Here is a 21,908-nt window from a genome sequence, read left to right as displayed (position 1 = left end):
CTCCGTTCACCCTTTATGATAGACTGTGCCGCAATGCGTTTAGGCGTGTGGTGCTGGTGAAGCGGCGTGATCAAATAACATGGCCGTATATTGACATAAACATATCTTTATGTGATTGGGTACGTAACCCTGGGAATGGAAGGAAGTCGCTCATGCTCGATCAATTGTTTGGACGTGAAGGGGCGAACCGCGACGGCGCAGAGATCCTCAAAGCTCTGCAACAGGCGGCGCGTGAGCGTATTCTGATCCTCGACGGTGCTATGGGCACGGAAATTCAGGGTCTTGGCCTGGATGAGGATGACTTTCGCGGCGAGCGCTTCATTGGCTGCGCCTGTCACCAGAAGGGCAATAATGACCTTCTGATTCTGACCCAGCCGGAAGCCATTGAAGACATCCATTTTCGCTATGCGATGGCGGGGGCGGATATTGTTGAGACCAATACCTTTTCCTCCACCCGCATCGCCCAGGCGGATTACGAAATGGAAGGCGCGGTCTACGATCTCAACAAGCATGGGGCGCAGGTCGTGCGCCGCGCGCTTCTTCGTGCCGAGCGCGAAGATGGCAAGCGCCGTTTTGTGGCCGGTGCGATTGGCCCGACCAACCGCACGGCGTCCATCTCGCCCGACGTCAACAATCCCGGCTACCGCGCTGTGTCGTTTGATGATCTGCGCCTTGCCTATGGCGAGCAAATCGATGGCCTGATTGATGGCGGTGCCGATCTCATCCTGATTGAGACGATTTTCGACACGTTGAACGCGAAGGCGGCGATTTTTGCCTGCGAGGAGCGCTTCCTCGCCAAGGGCATTCGTCTGCCGGTGATGATTTCTGGCACGATCACCGACCTTTCAGGCCGCACCCTATCTGGCCAGACGCCTTCGGCGTTCTGGAACTCGGTGCGCCATGCCAAGCCATTTACCATTGGCCTGAACTGCGCGCTGGGTGCCGATGCCATGCGTCCGCATTTGCAGGAACTGTCGGGCCTTGCCGATACCTTCGTTTCTGCTTACCCCAATGCCGGTTTGCCGAATGAATTTGGCCAGTATGACCAAAGCCCTGAGTATATGGCCAAGCTTGTGGAAGGCTTTGCCGAAGAAGGCATCGTCAATGTGGTTGGCGGCTGCTGCGGGTCCACACCTGCGCATATCCAGGCCATTGCCGAAGCGGTAAAGGGAAAGACGCCACGCCAGCCGGTTGAGCATCGCCCCTTCATGTCGCTTTCGGGCCTTGAGCCTTTCGTGCTGACCAAGGATATTCCCTTCGTCAATGTCGGCGAGCGCACCAACGTCACCGGTTCGGCCAAATTCCGCAAGCTGATCACCGCTGGTGATTACAACGCCGCCCTCGTGGTGGCGCGTGATCAGGTCGAAAACGGCGCGCAGATCATCGACATCAACATGGATGAAGGTCTGATCGATTCAGAAAAGGCCATGGTTGAGTTCCTCAACCTGATTGCCGCAGAGCCGGACATTGCCCGCGTTCCGGTGATGATTGACTCATCCAAGTTCCAGATCATCGAATCCGGCCTGAAATGCGTGCAGGGCAAGCCCATTGTCAACTCCATCTCGCTGAAGGAAGGCGAGGAGAATTTTGTCGCCCAAGCCAAGCTGATCCGCAATTACGGTGCCGCTGTTGTTGTGATGGCTTTTGACGAGACAGGGCAGGCCGATACTTACGAGCGCAAGGTTGCGATCTGTGAGAGGGCCTACAAAATTCTCACCGAAGAAGCGGGCTTCTCACCAGAAGACATTATCTTCGACCCCAATGTGTTCGCGGTTGCCACCGGCATTGAAGAGCACAACAATTACGGCGTCGATTTCATCGAGGCCACCCGCACCATCCGCCAGCGCATGCCGCTGGTGCATATTTCCGGCGGCGTTTCCAACCTGTCCTTCTCGTTCCGCGGCAATGAGCCGGTGCGCGAGGCGATGCATGCCGTGTTTCTCTACCACGCCATTCAGGCAGGGATGGATATGGGCATTGTCAACGCGGGTCAGCTGGCGGTGTATGAAAGCATTGATGCGGAACTGCGCGAAGCCTGCGAAGATGTGGTGCTGAACCGCCGCCCTGATGGCACAGAACGCTTGCTGGAAATTGCCGAGCGCTATCGCGGCACAGGCGAGGCGAAAGCGCGTGTGCAGGATATGTCTTGGCGCGAACTGCCGGTGGAAAAGCGGCTGGAGCATGCGCTGGTCAACGGCATTACCGAATTTATCGATGCTGATACTGAGGAAGCGCGGCAGAATGCGGCGCGTCCTCTGCACGTCATTGAAGGTCCGCTGATGGCGGGCATGAATGTGGTGGGCGATCTGTTTGGCGCGGGCAAAATGTTTCTGCCGCAGGTGGTAAAATCCGCCCGCGTGATGAAGCAGGCCGTGGCCGTGCTGCTGCCTTACATGGAAGAAGAAAAGCGCGCCAATGGCGGCACGGGCGAGCGTGAAGCGGCTGGCAAAATCCTGATGGCCACCGTGAAGGGTGACGTGCACGACATTGGCAAAAACATTGTCGGTGTGGTTTTGGCCTGCAACAATTACGAGATCATCGACCTTGGCGTGATGGTGCCTGCGGCGAAGATTCTGGAAGTGGCGATCAAGGAAAATGTCGATATTATCGGCCTTTCCGGCCTGATCACCCCATCGCTGGATGAAATGGTGCATGTGGCAGCCGAGATGCAGCGCCAAGGCTTTAACGTGCCGCTGCTGATTGGTGGAGCCACCACCAGCCGTGTGCATACGGCGGTGAAAATCCATCCGCAATATCAGAAGGGCCAAGTGGTCTACGTGCTGGATGCCAGCCGCGCCGTGGGTGTTGTCTCTTCTTTGCTGTCGCCTGACACCCGTGACACCACCATTGAAACCTTGCGAGGCGAATACGCCAAGGTGGCCGATGCCCACGCCCGGGCCGAGTTGGAAAAGCAACGCCTGCCAATTGCCCGCGCCCGCGCCAACGCCGCCAAGGTGGATTGGACGAGCTACAAGCCGAAAAAGCCAAGCTTTACCGGCATCAAGGTGTTTGAGGATTACGACCTCAAGGAATTGGCACAGTACATCGACTGGACACCTTTCTTCCAGACATGGGAGCTGAAAGGCCGCTATCCTGCTATTCTGGAAGATGAAAAGCAGGGCGAAGCCGCCCGCGCGCTCTATGCCGATGCGCAAGCCATGCTGGCAAAAATCATCGACGAGACATGGTTCCGCCCCCGTGCGGTTATCGGCTTCTGGCCCGCCAACAGCGTCGCCGATGATATCCGTCTGTTTACCGATGAAGAGCGTAGCCAGGAACTGGCCACCTTCTTCACGCTGCGCCAACAGCTTTCCAAGCGCGATGGCCGCCCGAATGTCGCCCTGAGTGATTTCGTCGCTCCCGTTGATAGTGGCGTGGAAGATTACGTCGGCGGGTTCGTGGTGACGGCTGGTATCGAAGAAGTGGCGATCTCTGAGCGGTTTGAGCGCGCCAACGACGATTACTCCTCCATCATGGTCAAGGCCCTTGCCGACCGTTTCGCCGAAGCCTTCGCCGAGCGCATGCATGAGCGCGTGCGCAAGGAATTCTGGGGCTACGGCGCAGACGAAACCTTCGCGCCAGAAGAGCTGATCTCCGAATCCTACGCCGGTATCCGCCCAGCCCCCGGCTATCCCGCCCAGCCAGACCACACCGAAAAGGTCACGCTGTTCAATCTGCTGGACGCCACGGCCACAACAGGCGTGACGCTGACGGAAAGCTACGCCATGTGGCCCGGCTCCTCCGTGTCCGGCATCTACATCGGCCATCCCGACAGCTATTATTTTGGCGTGGCCAAAGTTGAGCGCGATCAGGTGGAAGATTACGCCGCCCGTAAAGGCATGGAAGTGCGCGAGATTGAGCGTTGGCTGGGGCCAGTGCTGAATTACGTGCCGAAGGCAGCGGTGGATGAGGATGCTGCGGCGTAACGTCTCAAGGCGTATCGGTTGTTGTGCTGCATCAAAGCGATATGATGTGGCATAGCAACCTTTTGCCTTGGAAACCGCGATGACGCTGATTGCAACGTATCTTCCAAACTATAGCTTTCAGGAAGTTCATTCCTGCGTGATTTCAGCATCGACGGATACGGTCATTAGCGCAGCGGCAGACTATTCACCGGAGGCTGACCCAATATTTCGAAAGATGATTGGTCTTCGGGAATTGCCCACGCGCTTTGCCAGCTTTCTAAGAGGGAAGCAGTCGCAACTGCCACCACCCTTCGGTATGCACAATTTTACGCTGCTGGAACGGCGAGATGGTGCCGAACTGGCCTATGGTCTGGTTGGCCGGTTCTGGCGGCCTGATTTTGGTCTTGTTCCCATCAAAGATGAAAGCGCATTTCGAGGGTTTGATACGCCAAGCGTGGCAAAGCTTGTTTTGGGTTTTTCGGCGACGCGGCAAGCGGATGGCACGACCCTGCTGGTCACTGAAACCCGTGTATTCTGCCCGGGTCGCACCTGCTGGCTTAAATTTGCACCCTATTGGTATGTGATCCGCCCTGTGAGCGGCCTTATCAGGCGTCGGATATTGGGTGCGATAAAACGAGCAAGCGAAAAGGTTTTCCCATCCGTCATCGTCTGAAATCCTGATTTTAAAGATAAAATTCGCACAATGGCGTAGGTCGATGGGAGCCACATAGGCTGCTTATTGCAGCCTATGATATTTTCTACCGCTTTGCTTCCGTCTTCTTCATCCTATTGAAATTGCAGGCTCGGCTTGGTAGGCGCGGTGGAGCAGCTCCGTTAACGTGCTGGTCTGTGTGAAATTCGTAGTCTCTATGCTGCTGATCGCAATTCCGGGTGTCCATGAATTCATCAGGGCGGCGCTTGTCATGTTTTTAAGGTCTTCCAGCCTGACCTCCTGTTGCCGCTGAGGAATGCCCAGTTTTTCCAATTGTCGGCGAATGATGCCCATTGTTACGCCATGCAACATATCGGCGCGGGGCCAGACAATGGCTTCACCATCCCAAAACACCAGATTCCAGATTGTTGCCTCACTCAGCCGACCTTTTGTATCCAGAAAAGCAGCATCGTCAAAGCCACGTTCAACGGCTTTGCGCAGGTAATATGTTTTGGCAGATTCGCCAACATGCTTAATCGAGGCGAGAGGGCGTTCATGAAGAACGACATCCAGGCGCAAAGGTCCTGCTGGGCCATTCGAGGGGAGGGCTGTGCGCACCAGAATGGAGAGATTGTCTGGTGCAGCAGGAGCTGTGAATTCACCGCTGCGGGAGAATATCGTTGCGGTGAGTGACAGATCATTTGGCGCTCCATCGAGAACTGCGTGCAAATGTGCGCGGACCTGCTCATCGGGCATTGCCATTCCGAACATAGCAAGAGATGCCAGACGCAGGCGTTCCAGATGCAGCTCAAGTCCTCGCACGCGCCCTTGCCGCACTTGCATGGCGGTGAAATGCGCAAAGCCTGAGAAGGCGAGTGGAGCGAGATCGTCCGCCGATACGGCGTGGCCATTGAGCGTAATCTTGGAAGGAAAACAAGTGGACATGGTGATGCTCCTGTGTGGGTTCACATTGGTGAGCATTGGCTCTACACTGTGACAGCACTGTCAGGGTCAAGAGGATTTATGAAAATTGGCGAATTTGCCCGGCAGACGGGCACGAGCATACGCATGCTGCGTTATTACGAGGCGGAAGGGTTGTTGACACCCACACGAACGGCCAGCGGATATCGCGACTATGGGCAAGCGGAGAAAAATGTTATCGAGCGCATCAAGCTGCTTGGGGCTGCCGGCATGACGCTTCCTGTGATTTTGCAGTTTTTGCCATGCGCCTTTGATGCCCGCGCTGAGTTTGAGCCTTGCGACGAGCTTCGGTCAATCCTGCGCCAGCATGTTGCGCTTGTTGACCAGCGTGTCGATAAGCTGGTGCAAAGCCGTACATTGCTCTCGGAGCTTTTGACCACGCTGGATGAGCAGGACCCAAATCTGGTTGAAACCCAAGCTTGATTTGATCTTGCCGTGTGGTTGCAGCTTGGCTCCAAAGGTAGAAGCAGTATTGTCGTGTCCCTGTGATATTTGGAGAACAGTTGACAATGTTAATCAGACCTTCGACCTCTCTTGATGCACAAGGGATGAGCGATGCCCTGAACGAGATTTTTGCAGCAGGCTTGCGCAAAAGTGCTGGTGATCCGCAATTGGTGCTGGCGAACTATATTGAGCACAAGGACCGTATTGAGTGCTCAGTCGCGCAGGATGATGAGGGCCGTATTTTCGGCTTTCAGTCACTACGATTTGCGACTGTGGATAATCCTTATGGCACGCCAGAGGGGTGGGGGATCATCGGCACGCATATCAGTCCGCTTGCGGCCAGACGAGGCATTGGCTCGGCCCTGTTCCGCGCAACATTGCAGGCCGCAAAGAGTTTTCCGTTGGATAATATTGAAGCCGCGATCGGTGCCGATAACGAAGCAGGCTTGGCTTACTATGAGGCAATGGGTTTTCGGACCTATCGCTCTTCAGAAGTGACAATTTGCAAGGTGTATCGTATCGAGGCTGATGCGCATAAGCCTGTTTGAGGGTGCATTTCTGCGATGGGGTGGATCGCAGAAATGCTTTTATGTCACGCTGATCGTGTAACGGCAGCAGCCTGTGGCAAAACTTCCTTCTCTTCACCCTTCTGGGCCGTGAAGCTGAATTTCTTCCTTAGCCGCAGGATCGGTTTTTCAATGAAATGCCAGGAACCCATGGCAATCACGGTTGCGATGGGAAGGGATATGGCAAAGTGCAGCCATGGGGATGTCAGTTTCGGAAACAGGCTGACGAGGGCCTGCTGAAAGGGATATCCATAGAGATAGATTCCGTAGGAATAGTCTCCCCGATGGTAAATCGGAATGGGTGGAATGCGCAGCATTCCGACATAGACGGTGAGATAGACCAGCATCGGCGCAAAAATAGTGCAGAGCGTACTGCCGCTGACGTCAGGAAGAGCGAAAGAGGTGGCAATCGGCACGATGCAGGAGATTGCCGCCAGCACCCAGTGTTTTGGAATGAAGCGGCGGAACAGGAAGAACACCGATCCCAGCATGAAATTGACATAGAGCATCAGGCCGCGCAGGCCGATAAAGTGGTTAAGCAGGGTGTAGCCGGAGCTTTCGGGTGCAAAAAGACCGCCCATGCTCGAGGGGCTGATGTTTTCGACCTTCAGGGCGATGATGATCACGGCGACACATGCCGTCGCCACCAGTGCCATCATAGGGCGCTTTAGAAAGCCAAAAATGATCAGCGCAGACATGATGGCATAGCAACCGATCTCATAGGGAACGGTCCAGAGAGAGCCATTCACGGTCGATGGAAACGGATTGTGCTCGAAGACGCCCGGTAGGACATAATGGATAACGCCAAATATATTGGCGAAATAGGCCCAGAATTCATAGGACTGAAAATAGGTCGGCAGGCTGACCGTGGTAAACAGTGGACCGAGGATCAGGGCAGCAAACACAATGTCGACCGCAAGAGCGGGCACGATCCTGATGCCGCGATTGAGCAGGAAGTCCTTCAGGCGAAGGCGGATGGCGCTGCCGGTAATCAGAAAGCCGCTCAGCGCAAAAAACATTGGCAGGATAGCAGCCTGCAAGACCGTGATTCCGGGCTGCGAAAATTGATATTTTTCACCTTCGGCAATCAGGAACGAATGGTCGAGTAAAACCATGACTGCCAGGAAAATTCGCAGAAAATCAAATCCCGGACCGATGCCTCGATGCTCATCCAAGACAGAACCAATCGACTTCATCTGAAATACCTCGATTACAAAAGACTAGAATTAGTTATATTGTAAAACTGATATGAACTAATTCGTTATTTGATCAATTAATTTCCATATTCAGGAAAATACTGTTCAAATTTTGATCGATATATTTGGTTGAAATTTTTGATACTGCAATTTCGTGGGAAGGGGGCTGCTTTGCCCAAGCGATGGACCAGAAAATGGACGGTGCTCAGGCCTCGGCGCTGCCATCAAAATTCAGGCCTGTGATCGCAGGTGATGGGGATTATGGAGAGGTTAGGCCTGGTATTTTACCGGCTTAAGGAGCTTGGAGGTGCGCGGACTTTGCCGCCGTGCCGGACTAGCTCTAACGGGCAGATGCAATCTGCTCGATAATGGAAATAATGATTTTGCGTGTATTGGAGTTTTTAATGCTGGCGAAACATGTGTTGAGTTCAAGCGCGTCTGAACGCGATGTCGCTTTCACCAGATCTGTCAGCTCGCTTGAGGTATCCTTGGACGGTGCCACGGCACTATCGGCTGTATAGAAAAAATCGGGGTCCATTCCCAAGAGAGTGGCTGCAGCGGCAAGTCTGCTGGCGCTCATGCCGTTGATGCCTTTTTCATATTTATGCAGCTGTTGGAATGTCACGCCCAGTTTTCTTGCAACGTCGGCTTGGCTCATCCCTTTATTCTTGCGGGCGCTTTTCAAACGTTCACCCGCCAGAATGTTATAATCGTGCACGTCTGGTGTTTTTTTGAGCAATGTCATTGGCTATCTCAATACATTACAGCGGAAATTATCTCATGTTTCGATCTGTGTTTTACAATATGATCGATGGTCAAAAAATGAGAGAATATTGTCGGCTGTCCGTCTTATTTTAAGACGTAATATTGTAAATTGTGTTTATTTTTTGAGCTTGCTAATCAATTATCGGTATTTTATGTGTTGAAAAACTTAGGTGGAATTTTTTAATCAGCGTTTTAATCATTTGAACGGTTGATTTTGGCGTAAGTATTGAAAATTTTAAATATTACAAAAAATTTGAAATCCACGTAGTAGAGGAAAAGCCACCTTGACAGATTTCAGCATATCAATTTTTGCCGGAAGGCTTCTGCAATGGCGTGTGATCTGCTGACGGCGCCGAGTTTCATCATGATATTGCCAACATGCTTGGTCACGGCCTTTTCGGAGACTCCGAAAATCACGCTGATTTCCCAATCCGTCTTGCCATTGGCAATCCAGCCGATGACTTCCCGTTCCCTCGGGGTCAGTCGAGTGGTCTGTTTCTGGTTTGCGCCATATAGTTCTAGCGCGCGTGCGAAGACGAGGCTTGCGATCAGCGCCATGCCGGTTCTTGCCTGGGGTGAATCATCGATGTCGCTGCCGGCGAATGTGACGCCAGCGCGGCGTCCATCCAAGGATAGGATGGGCAGGGTGAAGCCATTGCTGACAAAAAACTCCTTGGCCTGATCCATCAGCCATTTTTCGTCACGGCTTATGGGTAATGTTTTGGAAAAATCCGACCAGACAAAGGAGGGTTCCGATTTGACGATCTGTCGGATGGCAGGGTCTTGAAATGCCAGGTTGTCGCGAAAATAAAGATGCGACCATTCGTCAGGCCAGTCTGCAAGTAAAATACCCTGCATTTGCTGGCTGGGTAGCATTCCGATTTCTGGTGGAAATCCTATAACGATATTTTTAACACCGTATCGGCTTGTCGCATGTTTTGTTAAATCTACAAGATTTTTGACTGTGTCTTTTTGCTTTATTTGAGATAGAAATGATAGAGTTTTATCAAGGTTTGGCGATGTCATGTCTTTAGTCATGGCTACCCCCATTTTTTAATGGGTTTATATTACTTGTTTTGTATGAAGATTATATAAGACATACTATCAAAAAAAGTCAAACCCCGCGAGAGGGGATCATTTTGGCTTAAGCTTTTGGGCTGTGAGCGCAGTCGCCATTGAACCTGGTGAATAGTGTTTTTCTTGCGGCATTCGAACCGGCGGCAATGCCGAAAGCGGTATGATGCATCAGCATCTCCGGTGCCTTGGCATCAATCTCCGCCTGAGATATCAAAAATGAAAATTGATTGCCGCCGCACTCTATTCTTCCTTCTATCCGTGGAGAATTTCCATGAGCAGATTCTGGAGCCCGATCGTTCGATCCCTGATGCCTTATGTGGCGGGCGAACAACCCGCCATCAGCGATCTGGTCAAGCTGAACACCAATGAAAGCCCTTACGGTCCTTCGCCGCATGCGATTGCCGCGATGCGAGACGCGGTGGATGACACGCTTCGGCTTTATCCCGACCCGACCGGTCTGCCGCTTCGCCATGCTATTGCCAAGAGCCACAATCTCGACCCGGGCGAGGTGTTTGTCGGTAATGGTTCCGATGAGGTCTTGGCGCACACGTTTCAGGCCCTGTTGAATCACGATAAGCCGCTGCTGTTTCCGGATGTCAGCTATAGTTTCTACCCAACCTATTGTCGGCTCTATGGTATCGATTTCCGGGAGGTTGCCTTGGATGATGCCATGCGAGTGCGGATTGAGGATTACCGGCAGCCGTGTGGGGCGATCATCCTGCCCAATCCCAATGCGCCGACGGGCATTGCGCTTTCCTTGGTGGAAATTGAAACTCTCGTGCGTGACCATCCCGATCAGGTCGTAGTGATTGATGAGGCTTATGTGGATTTCGGTGCGGACAGCGCCATTCCGCTGGTCAAAACCTATCCGAACCTGCTGGTGGTTCAGACCTTTTCGAAATCGCGGGGCCTTGCCGGATTGCGAGTTGGTTTTGCTGTCGGACAACGTGAGTTGATCGAGGCCTTGGAGCGGGTCAAGGATAGTTTCAATTCCTACCCGCTCGACCGGCTGGCGCTTGCTGGGGCCGTTGCCTCCTGGGAAGACCGGGAATGGTTCGAGCGTCACCGCGATCTGGTTGTCGCCAGCCGGGAGCGTCTCTCCCTCGGTCTTCAGGAGTTGGGTTTCGAGGTCCTGCCATCCTCAGCCAATTTTGTGTTTGCCCGGCATTCGGACCGGAGTGGTGCGGATCTCACATTGGCGCTGCGACAAAAATCCGTGCTGGTGCGCAATTTTCAAAAGCCACGGATCGGTGATTTTCTACGCATCAGCATCGGCACCGATGCCGAATGCGACCGGCTGCTTGGGGCTCTGAGAGAGATATTAGACTAAGCTTAACGATCGATCCGGCAGAGGATCGCTGTCGTGTCGTCGCTTTGCTTGAAGCGTGGAAATTGTAGCCCGTCTGGATCGACCTCGCGTTCCAGATGTCGCAATTCGGTGACCAGGGCCTTCAATCCGGCGGTTGCGGCGCGTTTGACCAGACCGGCAGGATCATAGGCCTGGTAGAGGCTGACGAGATCGGCCAGCCCATCCGAGCAGATTAGCGCGGTGGCGCCCGTCTCGATGGTCAGCGCTGTGCGAACCAGATGATCGGCGGTATCGGGTATGAGACCCAGAGACCAGACACTGCCACCGGGCGTGTTTTGCTGTTCGCGTTTGCTGCGTAAATTTTCCAATGTTTCGGTGTCGCTTGTGTGGGCCATGCCGCTTGCGCCGATGCCGCCCAGCCGCTCCACATGGGCGCGGGCGGCTTGCTGTTCACGCTCGAATGCATCCGGCAGGGCCATATGGGTTTCCACCCGGCCATCGTCATGCAGAAGGTAGAGCACGCTATCGCCAAGCCCAATGAATTGCGCGCCATCAGGCGTTACCCGCAAGGCGGCAAGAGCCGCCAGCGGCCAGGCGTAGCGGGGCTGGTCACCTGCGGCTGCGGTAAAAAGCTCATGGGCGTCGAAAGCGATGGCGCGGATCACCTCGGTGACATTGGTGTCGCAGGTTAGTTCCGTGGTCAGCCGCTTTGCCGCAAACTGGGCGATCCAGGCAGCGTCGGAACCGTAACCGTCCATGAACTGGTCATCGCCCAGCCCGGTTGCGCCGTCGAGCACGAAGGCGGCCTGCTCGTTATATCCTAGTCTGTCCTCGTTGCTGCGGTCGCTTTTTCCTGGATCGCTGATCGTGTCGATGATGGCCAGGGCAGGGGTGGTCAAGGCTGGCTTGGCAGACATAGGCACTCTTTCGTTCAGCCGTAGCTTGGAAGATGCGCGAAAATTGGCCTATCGCCTCACGGACCGCAAAATAAAAATGCCGAAAACCAAACACACTGCCGATGTTTTCGCCAATGTGTTGCTGAAAGGTGGTGTGCTGGCTCAAAGGTCTTTCAGTCAGGCTGCGGACCGGTTGTTTTGCCGCCTGCTGCCTTCGCGCATCGCAGCGGAGCTTTCCGGCCCACGGATCGTTGATCGCCTGTTCAGCTGGAAGCGGCTGGCCAGTTCTGTCAGCTTGGCAGCGCCGCTGGAAAGCGCGTCGCTGATGGTGTTGATCGTATTGACCATGCCGGCGTTCTTTTGCGTCATCTGATCCAGCGCATTCACTGCGGAACTGATTTCGCCAAGGCTGGTGGATTGCTTTATTGCGGCTGTGGCAATGGCCTCGATATTGTCATCGATGGACTGAACGAAGGATTCGATCCGGTTCAGAGCACTGCCTGTTTCCCCGACCAAACGCACACCGTCTTTTACTTCATTGCTGGATTTGCCGATCAGCTCCGAGATTTCCTTGGCGGCCTTGGCGGAACGCTGGGCCAGTTCGCGCACTTCTTGTGCCACGACAGCAAAGCCCTTGCCGCTTTCGCCGGCACGGGCGGCCTCCACGCCCGCGTTCAAGGCCAGGAGATTGGTCTGGAAGGCGATTTCATCGATGACGCTGATGATGTTGCTGATTTCCTTCGAAGCACCCTCGATGCGGCTCATCGCGTCCACCGTCGAGTTGACGACTTTCACGGACTCGGTCGCTGCCTGACGCGCATCACGCACCAGATCTCTGGTGTTCTTGGTGCTCGCACTGGATTGATTAACGACGGTGGTAATGTCCTCCAATGCGGCTGAGGTTTGCTCAAGTGCGGCGGCCTGTTGTTCAGAGCGTTGGGCGAGACTCGTGGAGCTTTCCTGGACTTCCCGGCTGTTGGCGGCCACGGATGCCGTTTCCGTCAGCACCTGTACAAGTGTCTCCTGAAACTTGCTGATCGACATGTTGAAGTGTTTGCGCAGGTGGTCGAAGGTCGGAATGAACGGTTCGTCGATTGTCATGCGGATATTGCAGTTTGAAAGACGTTCCAGACCGGCAGCGATGGCGTCGATGGCTTTGACGCGGCCAGTCACATCGGTTGCGAATTTCACAACCTTAATGACTTTCCCCTTTTCATCGAAAATTGGATTGTAGGTGGCTTGAATATGAACGTGTTTTCCCCCGTTGCCGATGCGCAGAAATTCGTTGCTCTGATATTCGGCGGCAGCGAGGCTGCGCCAGAATTGCTTGTATTCAGGCGAGGCAGCATAGGCGGGTTCGCAGAACATCGAATGATGCTTGCCGACGATTTCGCTTAAGCTGTAGCCCAATGTTTTGCAGAAATTCTCGTTTGCTGTGAGAATCTGGCCGGTTGGCGTGAATTCAATGACGGCTTGAGAGCGCATCAGCGCATCGATCTTGCCGTCACTGTCCATGGTCTTGGTCTTCGCAGCCGTTATGTCGGTTGCGATTTTCACGACCTTGTAGGGCTTTTTGCCCCGAAAAACCGGATTGTAACAGGCTTCGATCCAGATCGATTCCCCGGTCTTGGTCAATCGTTTGTACTGCCCTTGATCGAACTGACCGGAGCCGAGTTTCGCCCAGAACTCTGCATAGGCTGGATTTTTCACGTCTTCGGGATCGACAAAAATCCGGTGGTGCTTTCCGACGATCTCCGATCTTTTATAGCCGATCGCTTTGCAGAAATTTTCATTCGCATCAAGGATATTGCCATCGAGGTCAAATTCAATAATGGCCTGGGACCGATTGACGGCTTCCAAAACGCCTTTATTGTCCGCACCGAAGCCAAACGACAACAGTCCCATTTAAGATGCCTCCTACGTGATGAGGCTTTATATTTGATTTCTATTGATAATGCGTAAACACATGAATTAGCATGTTTAAATTCAATTCATGAGTGGATTTTTGCGCTCTGTCAATTTTGGGTATGGTGCGGAAAGATCATCAATCCGCCACCACCATCAGGTCGTCACCTGCAAATTTCAGGGTGACAGTTTCGCCAATCACTGCCGGCGTAACGCCCGGATCGTTGAACATGTCGAAGGACAGCGTGGCGCCGCCGACATCCAGCCGGGTGCGGATCACCGAGCCGAGAAAATGGCTTGAGGTAACTTTGCCGCTGATCCGAACATCCCCCTTGGCGCCTTCGGCAGGCGATCCGGCTTCCGGGCGCAGTGCCACGGTGACGGTTTCGCCATTGGCCTTGCCCAGCGGCTTTTTCAGGCTGATCTGCTGGTCGCCGATCAGGATCGTATTGCTGGATGTGTCCGTCACTTTCGCTTCGATCAAGTTGAGCGTGCCGACGAAGGAGGCGACGAAACGGGTCTGGGGATGATTGTAGATCTCCGAGGGGGTGCCGATCTGGTCGGCGCGCCCGCCGTTCATCACCACGATCCGGTCGGAAATCGACAGAGCCTCTTCCTGGTCATGGGTCACGAACACGGTGGTGATACCGAGCTGGCGCTGGATCTGGCGGATTTCTTCGCGTAGCGAGACGCGGATCTTGGCATCCAGCGCTGACAGCGGCTCGTCCAGCAGCAGAACCTGCGGCTTTGGCGCCAGCGCCCGGGCCAGCGCCACGCGCTGCTGTTGGCCGCCGGACATCTGGTAGGGATAGCGTTCTGCCAGATGATCGAGATGGATCAGCTTCAGCATTTCCATCACCCGGCTATGGATTTCCGCCTTGGGCTTCTTGGCGATCTTCAGGCCGAAGGCGACGTTGTCGAATACATTCATATTGGGAAACAGCGCATAGGCCTGGAAGACCATGCCGATCCGGCGGCGATTGGGCGGCAGTTTCGTTACATCCTGTCCGTCGATGACAATCGAGCCGGAGGAGGGCGTTTCAAACCCGGCCACCATGCGCAGAACGGTTGTCTTGCCGCAGCCGGACGGTCCCAGGAAGGAGATGAACTCGCCTTTATTCACCGGGAGATCGAATTCCTTGACGACGGTATTGGCCGCGAAACTCTTGCTGACCGCTTCGATCCTGAGGAAACTCATCGGGTTGCACTCCTTGGGGGCATGGAAGAGGACATCGGGGCCTGGCGTGTCATACGGCGTGGCAACCAGCGCTGTCCGGGTTTTTTATTGGCGAATAATTGCATGAGGACCATGCAGCCCCAGGTCAGCGCGAAGGACAAAACGGCGAGCGCTGCCGGTTCATAGGCGCGGTCCTGGCCCATCTTGACCATATAGGGGCCGAAGGCCGGGCGATTGAGCAGGCTGGCGAAGACGAATTCGCCCAGCGAGATCGAAAAGGTCAGGAAGGCGCCAGAGACGATGGCCGAGCGGACATTGGGGAAAATCACCTCGGCAATGGTGCGCAGCCGCGATGCGCCGAGGCTTTCGGCGGCTTCGGTCAGGGTGGTGATGTCGATGGCGGCCATACCATTGTCCACGGCCCGAAACATATAGGGCAGGGACAAGGTGACATAGCCAATCACCAGCAGGATATTGGTGCCGTTCTCCGACATGGTGAGCGGTAGATAAGAATTGGAACCAAACAACCGGATATAACCGAACACCAGGACGACGGGCGGAATGATCAGCGGCAGGAGGCTGACGAACTCAACGATGGGTCGCAGTTTCGGCAGCCGCAGCCGTACCCAATAGGCGGTGGGCACGACGATGACGGCACCAACCACAATGGCCATCAGGGAGGCAAAGGCTGAGTAGCCAAGGGTAGACAGAAACTCGTCGCTGGAAAACACCGAACGGTAAGCGGCAAAGCTCCACTGGCCCCGCAGCATTTGCAGGGAAAACTGGAAGGTCGCATAGAGCGGAACAAGGAAATAGGCGGCAGCGATAAGGACGATGACGGTCGAGACCAGCGGAAAGGGCTTTTTCATTTTTGCCACCGTTCGGCGCGGCTGCGCAGGATAAGATAGAGGGTGTTGGTGACGGCCATGATGGCCACCATGCCAACCGCCAGCGCATAGCCAAGATTGGGATTGTAAAGCACATTGCCCTGAATTTGCTGGTAAAGCACGATGGGCACGACGCCGAAGCTGGACCCGGTCAGGGCATAGACGGTGACCAGCGTGCCAAAGGCATTGGCAAACAGCAGCAGGAAACAGCCAAGAATGGAGGGGGTCAGCACCGGCAGGGCGACCATTTGCCAATATTGGCGGCGGGTAGCGCCGAGAATTTCTGCTGCTTCGCGCCATTCGCCCTTCAATCCGTCGAGGGCAGGAGTGATGATCAGCACCATCAGCGGCAGCTGGAAATACAGATAGGTGATCGCCAGGCCCCAGAAGGAAAACAGGCTGAAGCCCGTGCCATAGAGATTGAAGCCGAACATGTCCCGCAACAGAACGGTGACCAGGCCCAACCGGCCCAGGGTGGCGATGAAGGCGAAGGCCAGCGGAATACCGGCAAAATTCGAGGCGACACCCGAAAATGTCATGAAGGCCGTGCGCACCCAGCGCGGCAGGCCACCGAGAATAATGGCATAGCCCACCAGAAGACCAGCGATGGCGCCAAGACAAGCTGCGGCCAGACTCAGGCGCAGCGACAGGGAATAGGCGGCCATGATATTGGGGGTGGCCAGACTGATGAAATTTTCCAGCGTAAAATCACCGGCCGGATTCTGGAAAGAGCCTTTGACCAGATAAAGGATTGGCCCGATCAGAAACAGAATGGCAAACAGGAAAAACGGCAGCACACCCAGCCAATCCCAGTTTACCCGGCTTTTGGGGCGAGGTGCTGGTTGCTGTCTGGAGCCTTCGACTATGGGTAGGCTGGGCAGGGGGGCGTTGAGCGTCGGTGCACTGGGCCTGGATGAATTTGGCACGGATGCACTGGCTGGCGAATGAAGCTCGGTCTCCGCAACGGTCATGCCACTTTTTCCCTTCAAATTAGGCACGCAGGCCGGTAAAAACCGGCCTGCGCAAAGGTGGAGTGAAATTTCAGCACTGGCGCTAACTTATTGCGCGCCCATCTGCTTTGCCCAATCGGCGGCAACCACTGCCTTGGCAGCGGACTGCTCGTCCAGAGTGGGGAAGATCGCCTTGGCATAGCCTGCGGCATCCGGCATCTTGTCGAGCAGGGCCTGCGGAATCTTCTTCTTTTCAGCCAGATCGTTGAAGCGGATCGGATGGCAATAGCCAGCCAGCCAGCCGAGCTGACCTTCGTCGGAATAGAGATATTCCATCCACAGCTTGGCAGCGTTCGGATGTGGCGCGAAAGCCGAAATCGCCTGAACGTAAACGCCGGCGATGACCGAATCCGAGGGAACAACAACGTCCATCGGCGGGTTGCCAGCCAGCTTGTCGCGCATGGCAAGCACGTTATAGTCCCAATCGAACAGGATCGGCGTGGTGCCCTGCGCCATGTTCTGGGCCGAGCCGTTGACCGGCACGAGATTGCCCTTTTCCTTCAGCGACTTCATGAACTCGATGCCTGCCTTGGCGGCATCGGCACCAGTCTTGCCGGACTGCGCGACGCCAGCGGCATATACCGTCATCATCGAGCTATTGCCGGTGCGTGGATCGCCAGGCATGGCAACGGAATTGGCATATTTGGAAGCGGTCAGGTCGGCAAAGCTCTTAGGAACGTCCTTGACGATATCCTTGTTCACACCGATGGCCAGAACGCCGTAATAATCGCCATACCAATAGCCGTCGGCATCCTTGGCCGAAGCCGGGATCGAATCCCAGGTGGAGACCTTGTAAGGCTGAACGAGACCGTCTTTCTTGGCAGCAGGACCGAAGGACAGGCCGACGTCGATAACATCGGGAGCCTGCGGGCCGGTATTGCCCTTATTGGCCTTGATCGCTTCGATTTCGTCGCCGGAACCTGCATTCGGGTTCAGCTCGTTGACCTTGATCTCAGGGTATTTTTTCTTGAAACCGGCGATCACGTCACCATAGCCGCACCAGTCATGGGGCAGGGCGATGGTGGTCAGCATGCCTTCTTTTTTGGCAGCTGCGATCAGCTCGGCGCTTGGCTCGGCGCTCGCATAGGCGGTCGATGCGACGACCATGGCGGTCGAGAGGGAAAGAATGCGGTGCAAACGGATGTTCACGGGTGTCCTCCTTGTGGATCTGCAAATCTTCGATCTGCAAAATTGTCTGCGGTAAGCCGAGCGACTGCATAGGGGGCGCAGATGATAGTTATGTGACGGATAGGGTGGGTGAGCACTGCTATAACGGGCATATCTTCAAGTATTTCTGCAACGGTATTCTTGGAGACAATCTGCGGTATCGCTGATAGCACGGATGACCCGGCCGAGCAGGTAAAAGCCATGACCCTGGATTTTGCGCGCGCTGCTGCTGAGATGACAGGTATCTGCAAGCGTCGATTGTTCCCCTCCGGTCTTTGCCGGTTTATTGCGCAAAGATAAGACGACAGAGGGTCACCGAGTCAATCTGCCCCAACTGGAAAAAATGACTTTTCCCTGTTCAGCCTAAGGGGATGTCGGGGAATTGGCGCTTAGTTCCTTGATTTGAAAAAGAAAATAAGTTCTTTGTCTCGAAGATTCAGTCCTTTGGCTTTGTTGTGCAGGCATGCCCGTGTGGTACGCGTTGTCATCCGCGCCTCTGTGCCTGTGCAAATAGCGGGTTTTCATGAGGCGCTTTCCTGTCATTCTTTGTTGCGGCGACGGTTGCAGGCCGGGGAATGACGCGAACAGGCATGTGAATTGCTTTGGCATTTGAAAAGCTGGAGATTGATTTTTTTCTCGACTGCAATTGATTTTAGGCAAAGACTAAAAACAGAGGCCTGCATCACAGGATCGTGACGGGTCTCCAAGCCATTCGGCCATGCCGGTCCGGCTCAAGATAACAAGATCCAAAGGGAGCAGCGAAGACTGCGTGCGGTTTGTAACGGTAACAACCGGCAAACCGAAAGGCAGAGGCTGCCGAGGTGTTTTGCCTCGGCTTAACTGGGGGTCATCATGACCGGTTATAGCGACGTCGATAAGCAGGAAGACCTGCATATCCTCCATTCCATGGGCTATGCGCAGGAGCTGGAGCGGCGCATGAGTTCGTTTTCGAACTTTGCGATTTCCTTCTCGATCATTTGTATTCTGTCCGGCGGCATCAATTCGTTGGCCCAGGCGACATCCGGGGCCGGTGGGGCGGCCATCGGCATCGGCTGGCCGTTGGGCTGCCTGATTTCCGGCGTTTTCGCGCTCGGCATGGCACAGATCGCCTCGGCTTATCCCACGGCAGGTGGTCTGTATCACTGGGGCTCGATCCTCGGCAATCGTTTCACCGGCTGGGTTACGGCCTGGTTCAACCTGATCGGCCTGGTCACTGTGCTCGGTGCCATCAATGTCGGCACCTGGGGCTTTTTCGCCGGATCGATTGCCGGATGGTTCGGCATCAATGTCGATACGACGACGGCAGGCGGCTTTGCCAACCAGATCCTGTTCGTGGCCGCGATTACGGCGGCTCAGGCGCTGATCAACCATCTCGGCATCAAGCTTACCGCCAAGCTGACGGATCTCTCAGGCTATCTGATCTTCATCACCGCCATTGCCTTGACAATCGTCTGCCTGATCGGCGTGAAAACCTGGGATTTCTCCCGCATCTGGACCTTCACCAATTATTCCGGCACACCAGCGGGCGATGCGCCAGTCTGGCCGCAGACCGGCAGTGTCTGGTATATTTTTGCTCTCAGCCTGCTTTTGCCGATCTATACGATCACCGGTTACGATGCCTCCGCCCATACCTCGGAGGAAACCATCAAGGCTTCGGAATCGGTGCCGAAGGGGATTATTTCCTCGGTCTTCTGGGCATCGCTGTTCGGCTATATCATGTTGCTGGCCTTCCTGTTGGCTATTCCCGATATGAATGAAGCCGCAGCCCAGGGCTGGAACGTGTTCTTCTGGACTCTGAACAGCATCACCCACCCGGTTGTCGCCAATATTCTCTATCTGGCAATTTTCGTTGCGCAATTCATCTGCGGTCTGGCAACCGTCACCTCCGTGTCGCGGATGATCTATGCCTTTTCGCGTGATGGCGGCCTGCCTGCCTCCAAGGCGCTTTCCAGTGTCAGCCCAAGGTTCCGTACTCCGGCGACGGCCATCTGGGTCGGGGCTGTGCTTTCAGTGCTGTTCGTCTGGGGTGCCTCGCTTGTCACCATTGCCGGTGCCTCGGCTTATACGATTGTCGTGTCCTGCACGGTGATCTTCCTGTTCCTGTCCTTCGCCATTCCGATCGTGCTCGGTATGAAGGTGATCGGTACGGCGAAATGGCCGAAAATGGGACCGTGGAATATGGGGATCGGCGCTTACCGGTTTGTCGGTCTTCTGGTCATCCTGGCCATGGTTGCCATCTTTATCATCGGGGTGCAGCCGCCCAACCAGTGGGCGCTGTATATCACTGTCGGTTTTCTGGCGCTGACGGCGCTGATCTGGGTTCTGTTCGAGCAGCGTCGCTTCAAGGGCCCGCCGATTGGCGATGAAGTGGCAAAGCGGCAGGCGGAAATTGCCGCTGCGGAAAAAGCTGTCGGCCAAGCCTGAATAGCCTGACCTGATACGAAGAGGGGTCGCCCGGATCGGCGGCCTCTGTTTATCTAAATGAAAGCGTGAGATTGTTTTCTTTTGAAATTTGAAATTGTGGTGGCGAAGCCACCGATTTTCCCTTTTTGATTAGTAGTTATTTATATTAGATACCCTACCATGGCCGTTGTGGGTGAGGAGGAAAGCCCGCATTCGGGAGGTTCAAATTCTCTGAGGTTTGCACTGGTCAGACGCAAGCAGCGGCATGACCCTCGCTAATCCTTTTTGCCTTTTCCGATCCCCTCTTCGATCCTCCGGTGGAAGGAGTGATGCGATCATGAAAATCTTTGCGAATTGGAGTTATCCGACCGACATCAGGGTCGGGCGCGGTCGGATAGAAGAGCTGGGTGAAGCCTGCAAATCCTTGGGCATGCGCAATCCTTTGCTGGTCACTGACCGTGGGCTGGCAGCGTTGGCGATTACCAGGGTGGCGCAGGAAACGTTGAGTGACGCAGGGCTGGACAACGCGCTGTTTGCCGATGTCGATCCCAACCCGACGGAGCTTAATCTGGAAGCCGGGCTTGCGGCCTTCCGGCAAGGTGGTCATGACGGTGTCGTTGCCTTTGGCGGAGGCTCCGGCATTGATCTTGGCAAATGCGTGGCCTTCATGGCGGGGCAGACCCGCCCGGTCTGGGATTTCGCCGCGGGCACTGAGGGCTGGCGTGATGCCAATGAGGCGGCAATCCTGCCGGTTGTGACAGTGCCAACTACAGCAGGGACCGGTGCCGAAGTGGGACGCACCTGCGTGATCACCAATACAGTCACCCACGTCAAGACCGCGATCTTTCATCCGAAAATGCTTCCGGCAATCGTCATTTGTGATCCGGAACTGACGGTCGGCATGCCGAAATCCATCACGGCTGGCACCGGCATGGATGCATTCGCCCATTGCCTGGAAGCCTATTGTTCGCCGGTCTACCATCCGCTCGGCCAGGGTATTGCGATCGAGGGGATGCGGTTGGTCAAGGAATTTCTGCCCAAAGCCTATCGTGATCCGGTGGATCTGGAAGCCCGGCTCAACATGATGTCGGCGGCGGTCATGGGGTCGATTGCCCTGCAAAAGGGGCTGGGGGCCATTCACGCGCTGTCGCACCCGATCGGCGCGGTCTATAATACCCATCACGGCACAACCAATGCGGTGTTGATGCCGATGGTGGTATCTTTCAACCGCAAGGCCATAGAGCGCAAGATCGAGAAACTGGCGGGCTATCTGGAAATCCAGGGCGGCTTCGATGGTTTCCATGATTTTCTGATGGTGTTTCGTGAGGATCTCGCCATTCCACATAATCTGAGCGAGCTTGGCGTGCCGGGTGACCGGCTGGACGATCTGGCTGCCATGGCAATCCGCGATGCAAGTGCCGCGAGCAATCCTGTCAAGATGACTTTGGAAAATACCACCGCATTGCTGGCGGAATGTTTTTGAAAATCTGGCTCCAGCTTACGGCAAGCAAGGTAACCTAGAATTTCATTCACAAGAACTGATATATGTCATTTGCTATTTATTAACC

17 protein-coding genes are annotated in these 21,908 nt (G+C 55.0%); 7 read left to right on the top strand and 10 right to left on the bottom strand.

The window, feature by feature from the left end:
- Positions 1-152: 152 nt before the first annotated feature.
- Positions 153-3,926, top strand: a complete 3,774-nt coding sequence (metH, locus tag AVCG78_RS09910) for a methionine synthase (protein ID WP_071203723.1) — start codon at positions 153-155, stop codon at positions 3,924-3,926.
- A gap of 79 nt (positions 3,927-4,005) precedes the next feature.
- Complete coding sequence (locus AVCG78_RS09905; protein WP_071203725.1) at positions 4,006-4,578, top strand: hypothetical protein; 573 nt, start codon at positions 4,006-4,008, stop codon at positions 4,576-4,578.
- A 108-nt stretch (positions 4,579-4,686) separates the two neighbouring features.
- Here the strand turns inward: AVCG78_RS09905 and AVCG78_RS09900 are convergent, their stop codons facing one another.
- Positions 4,687-5,502 carry an aminotransferase class IV family protein gene (locus AVCG78_RS09900; RefSeq protein ID WP_071203727.1) on the bottom strand — a complete coding sequence of 272 codons (816 nt, stop codon included), beginning with the start codon at positions 5,500-5,502 and terminating at the stop codon, positions 4,687-4,689.
- 78 nt (positions 5,503-5,580) lie between these two features.
- Between AVCG78_RS09900 and AVCG78_RS09895 the strand changes: the two genes are divergently transcribed.
- Together AVCG78_RS09895 and AVCG78_RS09890 are read left to right on the top strand one after the other, a co-directional pair.
- Positions 5,581-5,961 (top strand): MerR family transcriptional regulator, encoded by a 381-nt coding sequence (locus tag AVCG78_RS09895; protein ID WP_071203729.1) that lies wholly within the window; start codon positions 5,581-5,583, stop codon positions 5,959-5,961.
- 86 nt (positions 5,962-6,047) lie between these two features.
- On the top strand, positions 6,048-6,530 hold the full coding sequence (locus AVCG78_RS09890; protein WP_015916557.1) for a GNAT family N-acetyltransferase: 483 nt from the start codon (positions 6,048-6,050) through the stop codon (positions 6,528-6,530).
- Positions 6,531-6,574: 44 nt separating this feature from the next.
- On the opposite strand, the gene AVCG78_RS09885 is transcribed toward AVCG78_RS09890, so the two are convergent.
- The 3 genes from AVCG78_RS09885 to AVCG78_RS09875 form a co-directional block, all read right to left on the bottom strand.
- Positions 6,575-7,744 carry an acyltransferase family protein gene (locus AVCG78_RS09885; RefSeq protein ID WP_071203731.1) on the bottom strand — a complete coding sequence of 390 codons (1,170 nt, stop codon included), beginning with the start codon at positions 7,742-7,744 and terminating at the stop codon, positions 6,575-6,577.
- 340 nt (positions 7,745-8,084) lie between these two features.
- On the bottom strand, positions 8,085-8,489 hold the full coding sequence (locus AVCG78_RS09880; protein ID WP_015916555.1) for a helix-turn-helix domain-containing protein: 405 nt from the start codon (positions 8,487-8,489) through the stop codon (positions 8,085-8,087).
- Positions 8,490-8,803: 314 nt separating this feature from the next.
- Positions 8,804-9,547 carry a helix-turn-helix transcriptional regulator gene (locus AVCG78_RS09875; protein WP_174089689.1) on the bottom strand — a complete coding sequence of 248 codons (744 nt, stop codon included), beginning with the start codon at positions 9,545-9,547 and terminating at the stop codon, positions 8,804-8,806.
- A 310-nt stretch (positions 9,548-9,857) separates the two neighbouring features.
- Between AVCG78_RS09875 and hisC the strand changes: the two genes are divergently transcribed.
- Positions 9,858-10,916: a histidinol-phosphate transaminase gene (hisC, locus tag AVCG78_RS09870; RefSeq protein ID WP_071204842.1), complete on the top strand. Its 1,059-nt coding sequence runs from the start codon at positions 9,858-9,860 to the stop codon at positions 10,914-10,916.
- A 2-nt stretch (positions 10,917-10,918) separates the two neighbouring features.
- Here the strand turns inward: hisC and AVCG78_RS09865 are convergent, their stop codons facing one another.
- The 6 genes from AVCG78_RS09865 to AVCG78_RS09840 form a co-directional block, all read right to left on the bottom strand.
- Positions 10,919-11,812 (bottom strand): protein phosphatase 2C domain-containing protein, encoded by an 894-nt coding sequence (locus AVCG78_RS09865; RefSeq protein WP_071204843.1) that lies wholly within the window; start codon positions 11,810-11,812, stop codon positions 10,919-10,921.
- A gap of 156 nt (positions 11,813-11,968) precedes the next feature.
- A complete protein-coding gene (locus tag AVCG78_RS09860) occupies positions 11,969-13,696 on the bottom strand; it encodes a methyl-accepting chemotaxis protein (protein ID WP_071204844.1) in 1,728 nt (575 codons plus the stop codon).
- A 139-nt stretch (positions 13,697-13,835) separates the two neighbouring features.
- Positions 13,836-14,894 (bottom strand): ABC transporter ATP-binding protein, encoded by a 1,059-nt coding sequence (locus AVCG78_RS09855; RefSeq protein WP_071204845.1) that lies wholly within the window; start codon positions 14,892-14,894, stop codon positions 13,836-13,838.
- Complete coding sequence (locus AVCG78_RS09850; protein ID WP_015916549.1) at positions 14,891-15,742, bottom strand: ABC transporter permease; 852 nt, start codon at positions 15,740-15,742, stop codon at positions 14,891-14,893. Before AVCG78_RS09850 ends, AVCG78_RS09855 begins: the two co-directional genes overlap by 4 nt.
- Positions 15,739-16,731 (bottom strand): ABC transporter permease, encoded by a 993-nt coding sequence (locus AVCG78_RS09845; protein ID WP_015916548.1) that lies wholly within the window; start codon positions 16,729-16,731, stop codon positions 15,739-15,741. Before AVCG78_RS09845 ends, AVCG78_RS09850 begins: the two co-directional genes overlap by 4 nt.
- Positions 16,732-16,818: 87 nt before the next feature.
- Positions 16,819-17,877, bottom strand: a complete 1,059-nt coding sequence (locus AVCG78_RS09840) for an ABC transporter substrate-binding protein (RefSeq protein ID WP_071204852.1) — start codon at positions 17,875-17,877, stop codon at positions 16,819-16,821.
- Between the two features lie 912 nt (positions 17,878-18,789).
- Between AVCG78_RS09840 and AVCG78_RS09835 the strand changes: the two genes are divergently transcribed.
- A complete protein-coding gene (locus AVCG78_RS09835) occupies positions 18,790-20,361 on the top strand; it encodes an amino acid permease (RefSeq protein ID WP_071204846.1) in 1,572 nt (523 codons plus the stop codon).
- Positions 20,362-20,677: 316 nt separating this feature from the next.
- A complete protein-coding gene (locus tag AVCG78_RS09830; protein ID WP_015916545.1) occupies positions 20,678-21,823 on the top strand; it encodes an iron-containing alcohol dehydrogenase in 1,146 nt (381 codons plus the stop codon).
- The last annotated feature ends 85 nt before the right edge of the window (positions 21,824-21,908 follow it).

The organism is Gillisella vitis (assembly GCF_021559775.1).
GTDB lineage: Bacteria > Pseudomonadota > Alphaproteobacteria > Rhizobiales > Rhizobiaceae > Allorhizobium > Allorhizobium ampelinum.
This window is presented reverse-complemented; position numbering and strand designations above follow the sequence as displayed.

Bases quoted from the DNA above. Each gene is read 5' to 3' on its own strand.
- metH (WP_071203723.1), top strand. From the start codon at position 153: ATGCTCGATCAATTGTTTGGACGTGAAGGGGCGAACCGCGACGGCGCA.
- AVCG78_RS09880 (WP_015916555.1), bottom strand. From the start codon at position 8,489: ATGACATTGCTCAAAAAAACACCAGACGTGCACGATTATAACATTCTG.
- AVCG78_RS09835 (WP_071204846.1), top strand. From the start codon at position 18,790: ATGACCGGTTATAGCGACGTCGATAAGCAGGAAGACCTGCATATCCTC.
- AVCG78_RS09855 (WP_071204845.1), bottom strand. From the start codon at position 14,894: ATGAGTTTCCTCAGGATCGAAGCGGTCAGCAAGAGTTTCGCGGCCAAT.
- AVCG78_RS09900 (WP_071203727.1), bottom strand. From the start codon at position 5,502: ATGTCCACTTGTTTTCCTTCCAAGATTACGCTCAATGGCCACGCCGTA.
- AVCG78_RS09905 (WP_071203725.1), top strand. From the start codon at position 4,006: ATGACGCTGATTGCAACGTATCTTCCAAACTATAGCTTTCAGGAAGTT.
- AVCG78_RS09860 (WP_071204844.1), bottom strand. From the start codon at position 13,696: ATGGGACTGTTGTCGTTTGGCTTCGGTGCGGACAATAAAGGCGTTTTG.
- AVCG78_RS09840 (WP_071204852.1), bottom strand. From the start codon at position 17,877: ATGGTCGTCGCATCGACCGCCTATGCGAGCGCCGAGCCAAGCGCCGAG.
- hisC (WP_071204842.1), top strand. From the start codon at position 9,858: ATGAGCAGATTCTGGAGCCCGATCGTTCGATCCCTGATGCCTTATGTG.
- AVCG78_RS09885 (WP_071203731.1), bottom strand. From the start codon at position 7,744: ATGAAGTCGATTGGTTCTGTCTTGGATGAGCATCGAGGCATCGGTCCG.
- AVCG78_RS09850 (WP_015916549.1), bottom strand. From the start codon at position 15,742: ATGAAAAAGCCCTTTCCGCTGGTCTCGACCGTCATCGTCCTTATCGCT.
- AVCG78_RS09830 (WP_015916545.1), top strand. From the start codon at position 20,678: ATGAAAATCTTTGCGAATTGGAGTTATCCGACCGACATCAGGGTCGGG.
- AVCG78_RS09865 (WP_071204843.1), bottom strand. From the start codon at position 11,812: ATGTCTGCCAAGCCAGCCTTGACCACCCCTGCCCTGGCCATCATCGAC.
- AVCG78_RS09875 (WP_174089689.1), bottom strand. From the start codon at position 9,547: ATGACTAAAGACATGACATCGCCAAACCTTGATAAAACTCTATCATTT.
- AVCG78_RS09890 (WP_015916557.1), top strand. From the start codon at position 6,048: ATGTTAATCAGACCTTCGACCTCTCTTGATGCACAAGGGATGAGCGAT.
- AVCG78_RS09895 (WP_071203729.1), top strand. From the start codon at position 5,581: ATGAAAATTGGCGAATTTGCCCGGCAGACGGGCACGAGCATACGCATG.
- AVCG78_RS09845 (WP_015916548.1), bottom strand. From the start codon at position 16,731: ATGACCGTTGCGGAGACCGAGCTTCATTCGCCAGCCAGTGCATCCGTG.